Annotated in this window: 13 protein-coding genes; all 13 read left to right on the top strand. The window is 54.1% G+C overall.

Annotation, left to right across the window (positions count from 1 at the left end):
• Positions 1 to 6: 6 nt before the first annotated feature.
• A complete protein-coding gene (rpoC, locus tag L1X57_RS04780; protein ID WP_009723907.1) occupies positions 7 to 4,221 on the top strand; it encodes a DNA-directed RNA polymerase subunit beta' in 4,215 nt (1,404 codons plus the stop codon).
• Positions 4,222 to 4,420: 199 nt separating this feature from the next.
• Positions 4,421 to 4,795, top strand: coding sequence for a 30S ribosomal protein S12 (rpsL, locus tag L1X57_RS04775; RefSeq protein WP_009098973.1), 375 nt, complete (start codon positions 4,421 to 4,423; stop codon positions 4,793 to 4,795).
• Positions 4,796 to 4,936: 141 nt separating this feature from the next.
• Entirely contained in the window at positions 4,937 to 5,407 is a 471-nt protein-coding gene (gene rpsG, locus L1X57_RS04770; protein ID WP_009098975.1) for a 30S ribosomal protein S7, read from the top strand.
• A 167-nt stretch (positions 5,408 to 5,574) separates the two neighbouring features.
• Entirely contained in the window at positions 5,575 to 7,698 is a 2,124-nt protein-coding gene (gene fusA, locus L1X57_RS04765) for an elongation factor G (protein ID WP_009723906.1), read from the top strand.
• A gap of 29 nt (positions 7,699 to 7,727) precedes the next feature.
• Entirely contained in the window at positions 7,728 to 8,921 is a 1,194-nt protein-coding gene (gene tuf / locus L1X57_RS04760) for an elongation factor Tu (protein ID WP_009723905.1), read from the top strand.
• A gap of 160 nt (positions 8,922 to 9,081) precedes the next feature.
• Positions 9,082 to 9,393 carry a 30S ribosomal protein S10 gene (gene rpsJ / locus L1X57_RS04755; RefSeq protein WP_009098983.1) on the top strand — a complete coding sequence of 104 codons (312 nt, stop codon included), beginning with the start codon at positions 9,082 to 9,084 and terminating at the stop codon, positions 9,391 to 9,393.
• A 152-nt stretch (positions 9,394 to 9,545) separates the two neighbouring features.
• Complete coding sequence (gene rplC / locus L1X57_RS04750; RefSeq protein WP_009723904.1) at positions 9,546 to 10,184, top strand: 50S ribosomal protein L3; 639 nt, start codon at positions 9,546 to 9,548, stop codon at positions 10,182 to 10,184.
• Positions 10,185 to 10,199: 15 nt separating this feature from the next.
• Positions 10,200 to 10,805 (top strand): 50S ribosomal protein L4, encoded by a 606-nt coding sequence (rplD, locus tag L1X57_RS04745; RefSeq protein WP_009723903.1) that lies wholly within the window; start codon positions 10,200 to 10,202, stop codon positions 10,803 to 10,805.
• Positions 10,802 to 11,098 carry a 50S ribosomal protein L23 gene (gene rplW / locus L1X57_RS04740; RefSeq protein ID WP_009723902.1) on the top strand — a complete coding sequence of 99 codons (297 nt, stop codon included), beginning with the start codon at positions 10,802 to 10,804 and terminating at the stop codon, positions 11,096 to 11,098. The genes rplD and rplW overlap by 4 nt, the downstream gene beginning before the upstream one ends.
• 17 nt (positions 11,099 to 11,115) lie before the next feature.
• Positions 11,116 to 11,946 (top strand): 50S ribosomal protein L2, encoded by an 831-nt coding sequence (rplB, locus tag L1X57_RS04735; RefSeq protein WP_009723901.1) that lies wholly within the window; start codon positions 11,116 to 11,118, stop codon positions 11,944 to 11,946.
• Between the two features lie 33 nt (positions 11,947 to 11,979).
• Positions 11,980 to 12,255: a 30S ribosomal protein S19 gene (rpsS, locus tag L1X57_RS04730; RefSeq protein ID WP_009098993.1), complete on the top strand. Its 276-nt coding sequence runs from the start codon at positions 11,980 to 11,982 to the stop codon at positions 12,253 to 12,255.
• Positions 12,256 to 12,273: 18 nt separating this feature from the next.
• Positions 12,274 to 12,606, top strand: a complete 333-nt coding sequence (rplV, locus tag L1X57_RS04725; protein WP_009723900.1) for a 50S ribosomal protein L22 — start codon at positions 12,274 to 12,276, stop codon at positions 12,604 to 12,606.
• Positions 12,607 to 12,617: 11 nt separating this feature from the next.
• Positions 12,618 to 13,319: a 30S ribosomal protein S3 gene (gene rpsC, locus L1X57_RS04720; RefSeq protein WP_009723899.1), complete on the top strand. Its 702-nt coding sequence runs from the start codon at positions 12,618 to 12,620 to the stop codon at positions 13,317 to 13,319.
• The last annotated feature ends 14 nt before the right edge of the window (positions 13,320 to 13,333 follow it).

Raw genomic sequence — 13,333 nt, 5'->3', positions numbered from 1 at the left:
CGTCCCATGAAAGATTTGGTGAAAGTACTCAAATCGCAATCTCAGTCCGAAGAGTTTGACGCGATCAAGATTACCCTGGCGTCGCCGGACATGATTCGCTCCTGGTCGTTCGGCGAGGTGAAGAAGCCTGAGACCATCAACTACCGCACCTTTAAGCCGGAGCGGGATGGTCTGTTCTGCGCCAAGATTTTTGGCCCGGTCAAAGACTATGAGTGCTTGTGCGGCAAGTATAAGCGCATGAAGCACCGCGGCATCATTTGTGAGAAGTGTGGCGTTGAAGTCACCAAGGCTGCCGTGCGCCGTGAGCGCATGGGCCATATCGAGCTGGCGTCGCCGGTTGCTCACATTTGGTTTTTGAAGTCGCTGCCGTCGCGTATCGGCATGTTCCTCGATATGACCCTGCGTGATATCGAACGCGTGCTGTACTTCGAAAGCTTTGTCGTTATCGATCCCGGCATGACCACGCTTGAGCGTGGTCAGTTACTCAACGATGAGCAGTACTTTGAAGCGCTAGAAGAGTTCGGCGATGACTTCGATGCCCGCATGGGTGCCGAAGCCGTTCAAGAGCTGCTGAAAGACATCGATCTGGAAGAAGAAATTAATCATCTGCGTGAAGAAATTCCGCAGACCAACTCTGAAACCAAGATTAAGAAGCTTTCTAAACGCTTGAAGCTGCTCGAAGCCTTCTATCACTCCGGCAATGCGCCGGCGTGGATGGTTATGGAAGTGCTGCCCGTGCTGCCGCCGGATCTTCGTCCGCTGGTGCCGCTGGACGGCGGCCGCTTCGCGACCTCAGATCTAAACGACCTTTATCGTCGCGTCATTAACCGTAACAACCGCCTGAAGCGTCTGCTGGATCTCAATGCGCCGGATATTATCGTGCGCAACGAGAAGCGTATGCTGCAAGAAGCGGTTGATGCGTTGTTAGATAATGGTCGTCGTGGCCGTGCAATTACAGGCTCTAACAAGCGTCCTCTGAAATCCCTTGCCGATATGATCAAGGGTAAGCAAGGTCGTTTCCGTCAGAACTTGCTAGGTAAGCGCGTTGATTACTCAGGCCGTTCGGTTATCACCGTTGGTCCGACCCTGCGTCTGCACCAGTGTGGTCTGCCGAAGAAAATGGCGCTTGAGCTGTTCAAGCCGTTTATCTACTCCAAGCTACAGTCACTGGGCTACGCCTCAACGATTAAAGCTGCCAAGAAGATGGTTGAGCGCGAATTGCCTGAGGTGTGGGACATCCTTGCCGATGTTATCCGTGAACACCCGGTACTGCTTAACCGTGCGCCGACGCTCCACCGCCTTGGTATCCAAGCGTTTGAGCCGCTGTTGATCGAAGGTAAAGCGATCCAGCTGCACCCGTTGGTCTGTGCCGCCTACAACGCCGACTTCGACGGTGACCAGATGGCGGTACACGTACCGCTGACCCTGGAAGCCCAGCTTGAAGCGCGCGCGCTGATGATGGCCACCAACAACGTGCTGTCGCCAGCCAACGGCGAGCCGATTATCGTACCCTCGCAAGACGTTGTTCTGGGTCTGTATTACATGACCCGCGAAAAGATCAACGCCAAAGGCGAAGGCATGGTGTTCTCTGACCTTAATGAGGTAGAGCGCGCGTTTGGAACTCAGTCGGTATCGCTGCACGCCCGCGTAAAAGTTCGTTTGGACGAAGTAGATGTCGAAGAAGAGACCGGTGTGCGTAGTTTCCACCGTCGCATCTACGACACGACGGTTGGTCGTGCGCTGCTGTTCCGCATTTTGCCGGAAGGCGTGCCGTTCTCGCTGATTGATCAGCCGATGAAGAAGAAAGCGATCTCCAGCTTGATCAACGAGGTATACCGTCGTGCGGGCTTGAAGCCGACGGTTATCTTTGCTGACCAACTGATGTACACCGGTTTCCGTTTGGCAACGTGGTCGGGCGCTTCTATCGGTGTTAACGACTTCGTTATCCCTGATGCGAAAACTGAGATTGTCGACGCTGCAGAAGCAGAAGTTAAAGAGATCGAAGACCAGTTCTCTTCTGGCCTGGTAACTGCCGGCGAGAAGTACAACAAGGTTATCGATATCTGGTCAAAGGCCAACGATAAAGTCGCTAAGGCGATGATGGTGGGTATCTCTAAAGAGACCGTCATCGACCGTGAAGGTAACGAAGTTGAGCAAGACTCGTTCAACAGCGTCTTCATCATGGCTGACTCTGGTGCGCGTGGTTCTGCCGCCCAGATCCGTCAGTTGGCGGGTATGCGTGGTCTGATGGCCAAGCCGGATGGCTCGATTATTGAAACGCCGATCGTCGCCAACTTCCGGGAAGGTTTGAACGTACTGCAGTACTTCATCTCGACCCACGGTGCACGTAAAGGTCTTGCGGATACGGCCCTGAAAACAGCCAACTCCGGTTACCTGACCCGCCGTTTGGTGGATGTTGCTCAGGACTTGGTCATCACCGAGACCGATTGCGGCACCGATAAAGGTCTGACGCTGCACCCGATCATCGAAGGCGGTGACATCATTGTACCGCTGTCTCAGCGTGTACTCGGTCGCGTGGTCGCAATTGATGTTATCGATCCGAGCACCGATGAAGTGCTTATCGCTCGCGGCACGTTGCTTGATGAGAAATGGTGTGCATCGCTAGATACCATGGGTGTCGACGAAATTATTGTTCGCTCTACCATTACCTGTGACACGCCACACGGTGTGTGTGCATCCTGTTACGGCCGTGACTTGGCGCGTGGTCATCAGGTGAATATTGGTGAGTCTGTTGGCGTTATCGCCGCGCAGTCCATCGGTGAGCCGGGTACCCAGCTAACCATGCGTACGTTCCACATTGGTGGTGCGGCGTCGCGTTCATCAGCAGTAGACAGCGTTCAGGTTAAGCATGGCGGTAAGGTACGTCTACACAACATCAAGCACGTAGAGCGTGCTGACGGTAAGCTGGTCGTTGTTTCTCGTTCCAGTGCACTTGCGGTCGCTGATGACCACGGTCGTGAGCGTGAGTACTACAAGCTACCTTACGGTGCAGAACTGTCGGTTCGTGACGGTGATGTGGTTGATGGGGGGGCGGTTGTCGCGAAGTGGGATCCGCACACTCATCCGATCATTGCCGAAGTAGAGGGTAAGGCGCAGTTTATTGATCTCGACGAAGGTGTCACCATGCACCGCAGTGTCGACGAGATGACTGGCCTATCGTCTATTGAAGTTATCGAGTCGGCTGCCCGTCCGATGGCCGGTCGCGACAAGCGCCCGATGGTGATGTTGCAAGATGCGGCTGGTGAGTATGTTTCGGTGTCTGGCTCGAATACACCGGTACAGTACCTGTTGCCAGGCAACTCTATTATCTCCGTCGATGATGGTTCTACCATTGGCGTGGGTGAAGTCGTCGCGCGTATCCCGGTAGAAGCATCTGGTAACAAAGATATTACCGGTGGTCTGCCACGGGTTGCTGACTTGTTTGAAGCGCGTAAGCCGAAAGAGTCTGCGATCTTGGCCGAAATCAGTGGTGTCATCAGCTTTGGTAAAGAGACCAAGGGTAAGCGTCGTTTGACGATTACTCCAGAATCTGGCGACCCGTTTGAAGCGCTGATCCCGAAATGGCGCCAAATCGCTGTCTTCGAAGGCGAAAAGGTCGAGAAGGGCGAAGTGATTTCGGATGGTCCGAGCAATCCCCACGATATCCTGCGCTTATTGGGCGTGGCGGAACTGGCCAAATACATTACCGCCGAAGTTCAAGACGTTTATCGTCTGCAGGGTGTAGGCATCAACGATAAGCACATCGAAGTTATTGTGCGTCAGATGCTGCGTAAGGTAGAGATCACAGATTCTGGTGACTCTGACTTTATCACCGGTGATCAAGCAGAGCTTGTGCGCGTACTTGAGCAAAATGCGCGACTTGAGAAAGAAGACAAATTCCCAGCCAAGTACCAACGCTTGCTGTTGGGTATTACTAAGGCCAGCTTGGCAACTGAATCGTTCATTTCAGCGGCGTCGTTCCAGGAAACGACACGCGTATTGACCGAAGCAGCGGTAACCGGCAAGCGCGATTATCTGCGCGGCCTGAAAGAAAACGTGGTGGTTGGGCGTCTGATTCCGGCAGGTACCGGTCTGACTCACCACGCAGAGCGTCGTCGCAAGCGCGAAGACGTTGAGCGTCTGTTCAACCCATCAGCTACTGAAGTTGAGCAGGAGCTTGGTGCTCAGTTAACCGCCCTTGATTCAGACGACGAGCTGTAATCAACGGTAAGGGAAAACGAGTAACAACGAGTCGCTGGCCCTTATGACGCCGTCTTGCTGGTTAAACCGCCAGCAAGACTTGACGTCACCTAGGGTCAGCCTTTAGAATGCGCAGCCTTTAACAGTGGGGTGGGTGCGCCCGCATCCGCTGCACGTATTTGTTAAAAGGCCAGGCAACCATTGGAGTCAGCTAAACACCATGGCAACGATTAATCAGCTAGTGCGCAAGCCGCGCAAGCGCCCCGTCACTAAGAGTGACGTACCTGCGCTTCAGGCATGCCCGCAAAAGCGCGGCGTTTGTACGCGCGTTTATACTACTACCCCTAAGAAGCCGAACTCGGCCCTGCGTAAGGTTTGCCGTGTGCGCCTTACCAACGGCTTCGAAGTGTCTTCTTACATCGGTGGTGAAGGTCACAACCTGCAAGAGCACTCTGTTGTTCTGATTCGCGGCGGTCGTGTAAAGGATTTGCCAGGTGTGCGTTATCACACCGTTCGTGGCGCCCTTGACACCTCTGGCGTACAGAACCGTAAGCAGGGTCGTTCTAAGTACGGTACCAAGCGTCCGAAGTCCTAAGGCGTCTTGTTGCAGCGTCTTAAGGCGCTTGCGTTGTTACCTTAATACGAATATGACGGTCTGATAAGAGTAAGGTCGGGCGGCGCTACTAGCGCAATTGGTCCCGGGTTTACCTGAAGGATCCTTAATTGAGGGCTTATCATGCCTAGAAGAAGAGTTGTAGCTAAACGCGAAATCCTGCCGGATCCTAAGTTCGGAAGTGAGCGTCTGGCGAAGTTCATGAACCACTTGATGGTCAGCGGCAAGAAGTCCATAGCTGAGCGCATCGTCTACGGTGCGTTGGACAAGGTTGCCGAGCGTAGTAATGAAGAGCCGCTGGAAATCTTCGACAAAGCGCTGGAAACTATCCAGCCGATGGTCGAAGTAAAGTCGCGCCGCGTTGGTGGTGCGACCTATCAGGTGCCGGTCGAAGTTCGTCCTTCGCGTCGCCAAGCCCTAGCAATGCGCTGGTTGGTAGACGCTGCGCGTCGCCGCGGTGAGAAAACGATGGTTCAGCGCCTGGCAGGTGAAATGCTGGATGCCGCTGAAGGCAAAGGCTCGGCTGTTAAGAAGCGTGAAGATGTGCACCGTATGGCAGAAGCCAACAAGGCCTTCTCTCACTATCGTTTCTAAACTCGGCGTTTCTAAGTTTGTGTTTCTTTTTGCTGGTTGTGCTGCGTTAAAGAATTTTTTCGCCATGCTGCAACACGCCGCCGCTATCGTTGTCGATGGCGGCAGTGGCATACGCAAAATGAACACTGCTGAATTAACGAGCATCGCCAACTAACGGGAGCTTCACCGTGGCACGCAAGACTCCACTTAATCGTTATCGCAATATCGGTATCGTCGCTCACGTTGACGCGGGTAAAACCACGACAACTGAACGCGTACTGTTCTACACCGGTCTTTCCCATAAAGTGGGTGAAGTACACGACGGTGCGGCGACCATGGACTGGATGGAGCAGGAGCAGGAGCGTGGTATTACTATCACCTCAGCTGCAACTACCTGTTTCTGGCAGGGTATGGACAAGCAGTTTCCTGAGCACCGTATCAATATCATTGATACGCCTGGGCACGTTGACTTCACTATCGAAGTTGAACGTTCTCTGCGTGTTCTGGATGGTGCTGTCGTTGTACTGTGTGGTTCTTCCGGCGTTCAGCCGCAGACCGAAACCGTCTGGCGTCAGGCTAATAAGTACGAAGTTCCGCGTATGGTTTTCGTCAATAAGATGGACCGTACTGGCGCTGACTTCTTTATGGTCGTTGACCAGCTTAAAGAGCGCTTAGGAGCTAATGCTGTGCCGATCCAGATCAACTGGGGCACAGAGGAAGATTTCAAAGGCGTTATCGACCTGATTCAGATGAAGGCTATCCTGTGGGACGAGGAAAGCCTGGGTATGAATTACGAGCTTGTTGATATTCCGGCTGAGCTGCAAGAGACTGCCGAAACGTATCGCGAGCAAATGGTTGAAGCCGCTGCCGAAGGCTCTGAAGAGCTGATGGATAAGTACTTGGAAGGCGGCGAGCTGTCGATTGAAGAGATCAAGGCTGGTCTTCGTGCGCGTACGTTAGCCAACGACATTGTTCTGGTGACCTGTGGTTCTGCATTTAAGAACAAAGGTGTTCAGGCAGTGCTTGACGGCGTTATCGAATACATGCCTTCGCCGACTGAAGTTAAGGCGATCGAAGGTGAGCTAGACGATAAAGACGGTACCGTCGATACGCGCGAAGCGGATGACAGTGCACCGTTTGCGGCGTTGGCGTTTAAAATCGCTACCGACCCCTTCGTTGGTACTTTGACCTTTATCCGCGTCTACTCGGGCGTTCTGAAGTCTGGTGACGGTGTTTATAACTCCGTTAAGCAGAAGAAAGAGCGTGTTGGTCGTATCGTTCAGATGCATGCCAATTCGCGTGAAGAGATCAAAGAAGTATTGGCTGGCGACATCGCAGCGTGTATCGGCCTGAAAGACGTCACTACGGGTGACACCCTGTGCGACATCGATAACAAAATTGTTCTCGAGCGCATGGAGTTCCCGGATCCGGTTATCTCGGTAGCCGTTGAGCCGAAGTCGAAGGCTGATCAGGAAAAGATGGGTGTTGCTCTGGGTAAACTGGCCCAGGAAGATCCCTCTTTCCAAGTGAAAACCGACGAAGAAACCGGCCAGACGATCATTTCTGGTATGGGTGAGCTGCACCTCGATATCCTTGTTGACCGTATGCGTCGCGAGTTCAAGGTTGAAGCCAATATCGGTAAGCCTCAGGTTGCCTATCGCGAAACCATTCGTGGCAACATTGAGCAAGAAGGCAAGTTCGTGCGTCAGTCAGGTGGTCGTGGTCAGTATGGTCACGTTTGGCTGCGTATTGAGCCGCTGACTGCTGCAGAAAAGGGTGAAGGCGAAGAAGAAATTTTCTTCAAATTCAACTCTGAAATCGTGGGTGGTGCGGTTCCCAAGGAATACGTGCCTGCGGTTGAGAAGGGTGCCTACGAACAGCTCAAAAACGGTGTCATCGCGGGTTACCCGATGATCGACGTTAAAGTAACGCTGTTTGATGGTTCCTTCCATGACGTGGACTCTAACGAGACTGCGTTCAAGATTGCTTCTTCTATGGCAGTGAAAGAAGGTGCCAGGAAGGCCAAGGCCGTGCTGCTGGAGCCGGTGATGAAGGTCGAAATCGTGACCCCCGAAGAGTTTATGGGTGACGTCATGGGCGACCTGAGCCGTCGTCGCGGTCTGGTGCAGGGCATGGATGACTCCTCTTCTGGTAAAGTCATTCGTGCAACGGTGCCACTGGGTGAGATGTTCGGTTACGCAACCGATCTGCGCTCACAAACCCAGGGCCGCGCGAGCTACTCTATGGAGTTCGCGAAGTACGAGGAGGCGCCCTCCAGCGTCGTTGAAGCCGTCATCAATCAAAACGGTTAACCGTTAGCTAACGTAAAGAGGTTATAGCAGTGGCTAAGGAAAAATTTGAACGTTCCAAACCGCACGTCAACGTCGGCACCATCGGTCACGTCGACCACGGTAAAACGACTCTGACAGCGGCCCTGACCCGCGTGTCTGCTGAGGTTTTCGGCGGTGACTGGCGTGAGTTTGATACCATCGATAACGCTCCTGAAGAGCGTGAGCGCGGTATCACCATCGCTACGTCTCACGTTGAGTATCAGTCTGAAGAGCGCCACTACGCGCACGTTGACTGCCCAGGACACGCTGACTACGTCAAGAACATGATCACCGGTGCTGCGCAGATGGATGGCGCGATCCTGGTATGTTCTGCCGCTGACGGCCCGATGCCGCAGACGCGTGAGCACATCCTGCTGTCTCGTCAGGTTGGCGTTCCGTACATCGTTGTGTTCCTGAACAAAGCGGACATGGTCGATGACGAAGAGCTACTTGAGCTAGTTGAGATGGAAGTTCGCGAACTCCTCGACGAGTACGACTTCCCGGGCGATGACACGCCGATCATCACTGGTTCTGCGCTGATGGCGCTGAACGGTGAAGATGAGAACGGCATGGGTACTACCGCCGTTGCAAATCTGATCAAAGCTCTGGATGAGTACATTCCTGAGCCGGAGCGTGCTATCGACCAGCCGTTCCTGATGCCGATCGAAGACGTATTCTCTATCTCTGGCCGCGGTACTGTTGTTACCGGTCGTGTAGAGCGCGGTATCGTTAAAGCGGGCGAAGAAGTGGAAATCGTGGGTATCCGCGACACCACTAAAACCATCGTCACCGGTGTTGAAATGTTCCGTAAGCTGCTCGACGAAGGTCGTGCAGGTGAGAACGTTGGCGCCCTGCTGCGTGGTACTAAGCGTGATGACGTCGAGCGTGGCCAGGTTCTGGCTAAGCCGGGCACCATCAATCCGCACACTACCTTCGAAGCTGAAGTTTACGTGCTGTCCAAAGAAGAAGGTGGTCGTCACACGCCTTTCTTCAAGGGCTACCGTCCCCAGTTCTACTTCCGTACCACTGATGTAACTGGTACTTGTGAACTGCCGGAAGGCGTTGAAATGGTAATGCCGGGCGACAACGTGAAAATGGTTGTTACCCTGATCGCTCCGATCGCTATGGACGACGGTCTGCGCTTCGCAATTCGCGAAGGTGGTCGTACCGTTGGTGCTGGCGTTGTTGCAAAAATCATCAAGTAAGCTTACTTGATTGATTGATCAAGGGGGCTCTCGCGAGCCCCCTTTTCTGCGCACCAATAGCAAATGTTTGACATGGGCTTTTGGCGTGCCTATAATGCGCATCCTTTGAATGCGTGGGTAGACGGCTCGCGCCGTCGACATCCATTGGAGTTTAGGGCAAATGCAGAACCAAAAGATTCGCATTCGGTTGAAAGCGTTCGACCATCGCCTGATCGATCAGTCCACAGCGGAGATCGTTGAAACCGCTAAGCGTACTGGTGCTCAGGTTCGTGGTCCGATCCCGCTGCCGACCAACCGCGAGCGTTACACCATTCTGATTTCACCGCACGTCAACAAAGATGCGCGTGACCAGTATGAGATTCGTACGCACAAGCGTGTGCTCGATATTGTTGAGCCAACCGAGAAAACTGTTGATGCGCTGATGAAGCTCGATCTCGCCGCTGGCGTAGACGTGCAAATCAAGCTCGACTAATTACACTAGACACTTCGCGGCCCAGCGCTCATTAATTTTTTAGGATGAGCAGCAGCCGCCGCGCCGTGAGGCGCCACACAATGTGCTAGTGGAATGCTCTGGAAAGGGCAGCCATAGCGGGTGATAGCCCCGTACACTATAGGAGACTGAGTATGACTATCGGTTTAGTCGGTAAAAAGGCCGGGATGACCCGTGTCTTTACCGAAGATGGCGCTTCCGTGCCCGTGACCGTTATTGAAGTTGATCCTAACCGTGTAACGCGCGTTAAGACTCTTGAGTCTGACGGTTACGCAGCGGTTCAGGTCACCACAGGTTCTCGTAAAGCCAAGCACCTCACCAAAGCGCAAGCTGGTCAGTTTGCCAAGGCGGGTGTTGAGGCTGGTCGTTCACTAATGGAGTTTCGTCTTGCAGAAGGCGAAGAATCTCCAGAAGTGGGTGGCGAACTCACCGTATCCCTCTTCGAAGCTGGTCAAATGATTGACGTGACCGGCACCTCTAAGGGTAAAGGCTTCCAGGGTGCTGTTAAGCGCTGGAATTTCCGTACCCAAGACAACACGCATGGTAACTCCCTGTCGCACCGCGCGCCGGGTTCTATCGGCATGTGTCAGACTCCGGGTCGCGTATTTAAAGGCAAGAAAATGGCCGGTCAAATGGGTAATGCCCGTTGCACCGTACAGAGCCTTGAAATCGTCCGTGTCGACGCCGAGCGTAACCTGCTGCTGATCAAAGGTGCTGTTCCGGGCGCGACCGGTAGCGATGTTATCGTTCGCAGCGCCGTGAAAGCTCGCTGAAGGGGATAATTACCAATGAATCTGAATCTTGCTGCAGGCACGGGTACCGTTGAAGTAGCCGATGCCACTTTTGGCAAAGAATTCAACGAAGCGCTGGTTCACCAGGTGGTAACCGCCTATTTGGCTGGTGGCCGTCAAGGTACTCGCGCTCAAAAGAACCGTTCCGACGTACGTGGTGGTGGTAAGAAGCCGTGGCGTCAGAAGGGTACCGGTCGTGCACGTGCCGGTACTATCCGCTCTCCGCTATGGCGCAGCGGCGGCGTAACTTTCGCGGCGCGTCCTCAGGACCATAGCCAGAAAGTAAACCGCAAAATGTACCGTGCGGCGATGCGTTCCATCCTGTCTGAACTCGTACGTCAAGAGCGTCTTATCGCTGTTGAAGAGTTCAGCGTTGAAGCGCCGAAGACCAAGCAGGTAGCTGCCAAGCTGAAAGAGCTCAACCTTGAGAAAGTGTTGATCGTCACTGAAGAAATTGACGAGAAGCTCTATCTGGCCGCACGCAACCTTCCCCACGTTGACGTGGTGGATGTCGCTGCAGCTGATCCGGTGAGCCTAGTGGCCTTTGATAAGGTTCTGGTCACCGTCTCCGCCCTGCGTAAATTCGAGGAGAAGCTGGCATGAACCAGGAGCGCGTATTTAAGGTTCTGCTTGGACCGCACGTGACCGAAAAGGCCGCGATGGCAGCCGAGCGCAACCAGTACGTTTTCAAAGTGGCATCTGATGCTACTAAGCCCGAGATCAAGAAAGCCGTTGAAGCACTATTCGGCAAGAAGGTCGGCAGCGTTCAAGTATTGAACGTGAAGGGTAAAACTAAGCGTACTGCTCACGGCGTTGGCCTGCGTAAGGGTTACCGCAAAGCGTATGTGACCCTGGCTGCGGGTGAAACGCTCGAAGACTTCTCTGGCGCCGAATAAGGGCAGGAGTACGGATAATGGCAATCGTCAAGACCAAACCCACATCCGCCGGTCGTCGCCACGTCGTTAAGATCGTTGGTGAGGAACTGTACAAAGGCCGTGCTTATGCACCGCTTTTGGAGAAACAGTCCAAGTCCGGTGGCCGTAACAACTACGGTCGCATCACCACCCGCCACGTGGGCGGTGGTCACCGTCAGCACTATCGGTTGATCGACTTCAAGCGCACCAAAGATGGCATTCCTGCCACTGTTGAGCGTCTGGAGCACGACCCGAACCGTAGTGCGCATATTGCACTATTGAAATATGCAGATGGTGAGCGTCGTTACATCATTGCACCGAAAGGTGTCAGCGCGGGTGACGTGCTGGAATCTGGTGTTAACGCGCCCATCAAAAAAGGCAATGCTTTGCCGCTGCGCAATATTCCGCTTGGTTCTACCGTTCACGGTATCGAACTGAAGCCGGGTAAAGGCGCGCAGATTGCTCGCAGTGCCGGTACTAGCGCTCAGCTAGTTGCTCGTGAAGGTAACTACGCCACCTTACGTCTTCGCTCTGGCGAAATGCGTAAAGTGCTGGCTGAGTGCCGCGCAACTCTGGGTGAAGTGAGCAACTCCGAGCACAGCCTGCGTCAACTTGGCAAGGCCGGTGCGAAGCGCTGGAGAGGCGTGCGTCCGACTGTTCGCGGTGTCGCGATGAACCCGGTGGATCACCCGCACGGTGGTGGTGAAGGCCGCACCAGTGGTGGTCGTCACCCGGTATCCCCATGGGGTGTGCCGACTAAGGGTCACAAGACGCGTAAGAACAAGCGCACCGACAAGCTGATTATCCGTCGTCGTAACAAGACGCGTTAATCGAAATTGCCAAGAACTTAAGAGGTAACGGCTGTGCCACGTTCACTAAAGAAAGGTCCCTTCATTGACCTTCATCTTTTGAAGAAGGTAGAGGCTGCAGTGGAGAAGAACGATCGCAAACCAATCAAGACTTGGTCGCGTCGTTCGATGATCCTGCCCAACATGGTAGGTCTGACTATTGCGGTCCATAACGGACGCCAGCATGTCCCGGTGCACGTCTCCGAGGAAATGGTGGGTCATAAACTTGGCGAATTCGCTGCTACTCGCACATATCGCGGGCATGCGGCGGACAAGAAAGCCAAACGGTAAGCCAGAGAGGATTAAGAGATGGAAGTCACAGCTAAGCTGAGTGGCGCTGCTTTATCCGCACAGAAGGCCCGTTTGGTGGCTGACCAGGTGCGCGGTAAACCGGTCGCCGAAGCTATTGACCTGCTGACCTTCTCACCGAAGAAGGCTGCCAAACTGGTCAAGAAAGTGCTTCAGTCCGCCATCGCGAATGCGGAAGAAAATAACGGCATGGACATCGACGAGCTGCGTGTCTCGACCATCTGCGTCGATGAGGGCATGACGCTCAAGCGTATCAAGCCGCGCGCCAAAGGCCGTGCGGATCGTATCTTGAAGCGCACCTGCCACATCACCGTCAAGGTAGCCGAGAAGTAGGAGTCGACCAGATGGGTCAGAAAGTCAATCCAACAGGCATTCGACTGGGCATCGTCAAAGACCATGCTTCTGTCTGGTATGCCGAGCGCGGCGCCTATGCCGATAAGCTCAATAACGATCTCGAAGTGCGCAGCTTTCTGGATCAGCGTTTAAAGAACGCTTCCGTAAGCCGCATTCACATCGAGCGTCCGGCTAACAATGCCCGCATCACCATTCACACTGCCCGTCCGGGTATCGTGATTGGCAAAAAAGGTGAAGATGTCGACCGTTTGCGTCGCGATCTGACCGAGATGATGGGTGTTCCGGTTCATGTGAACATCGAAGAAGTTCGCAAGCCGGAGCTGGATGCCAAGCTAGTCGCTGCTAACGTAGCGGGTCAGCTTGAGCGTCGCGTCATGTTCCGTCGTGCTATGAAGCGCGCGGTACAGAACGCAATGCGTCTTGGCGCTGGCGGCATTAAGATTCAGCTGTCAGGTCGTCTGGGTGGTGCCGAAATCGCACGTACCGAATGGTACCGCGAAGGTCGCGTTCCGTTGCACACGTTGCGTGCGGATATCGACTACGCCACTTACGAAGCTCACACCACCTACGGCGTCATCGGCGTCAAAGTGTGGATCTTCAAGGGCGAAATCCTCGGTGGTATCGAGGAAGTACGTGCCAAGGCTAAGCAACAGCCTGCCGGCAACGCGCCCAAGAAGAAAGGTTCCAGGTAAGGGGAGAGCGAGTC

Source organism: Halomonas sp. TD01, from assembly GCF_923868895.1.
Classification (GTDB): Bacteria; Pseudomonadota; Gammaproteobacteria; order Pseudomonadales; family Halomonadaceae; genus Vreelandella.
Note: the sequence above shows the minus strand (reverse complement) of the source record. Positions and strands in the feature narration are given on the sequence as shown.

Bases quoted from the DNA above. Each gene is read 5' to 3' on its own strand.
- rplD (WP_009723903.1), top strand. From the start codon at position 10,200: ATGAATCTGAATCTTGCTGCAGGCACGGGTACCGTTGAAGTAGCCGAT.
- rpsL (WP_009098973.1), top strand. From the start codon at position 4,421: ATGGCAACGATTAATCAGCTAGTGCGCAAGCCGCGCAAGCGCCCCGTC.
- rplV (WP_009723900.1), top strand. From the start codon at position 12,274: ATGGAAGTCACAGCTAAGCTGAGTGGCGCTGCTTTATCCGCACAGAAG.
- rpsG (WP_009098975.1), top strand. From the start codon at position 4,937: ATGCCTAGAAGAAGAGTTGTAGCTAAACGCGAAATCCTGCCGGATCCT.
- rplB (WP_009723901.1), top strand. From the start codon at position 11,116: ATGGCAATCGTCAAGACCAAACCCACATCCGCCGGTCGTCGCCACGTC.
- rplW (WP_009723902.1), top strand. From the start codon at position 10,802: ATGAACCAGGAGCGCGTATTTAAGGTTCTGCTTGGACCGCACGTGACC.
- rpsC (WP_009723899.1), top strand. From the start codon at position 12,618: ATGGGTCAGAAAGTCAATCCAACAGGCATTCGACTGGGCATCGTCAAA.
- rpsJ (WP_009098983.1), top strand. From the start codon at position 9,082: ATGCAGAACCAAAAGATTCGCATTCGGTTGAAAGCGTTCGACCATCGC.
- rplC (WP_009723904.1), top strand. From the start codon at position 9,546: ATGACTATCGGTTTAGTCGGTAAAAAGGCCGGGATGACCCGTGTCTTT.
- rpoC (WP_009723907.1), top strand. From the start codon at position 7: ATGAAAGATTTGGTGAAAGTACTCAAATCGCAATCTCAGTCCGAAGAG.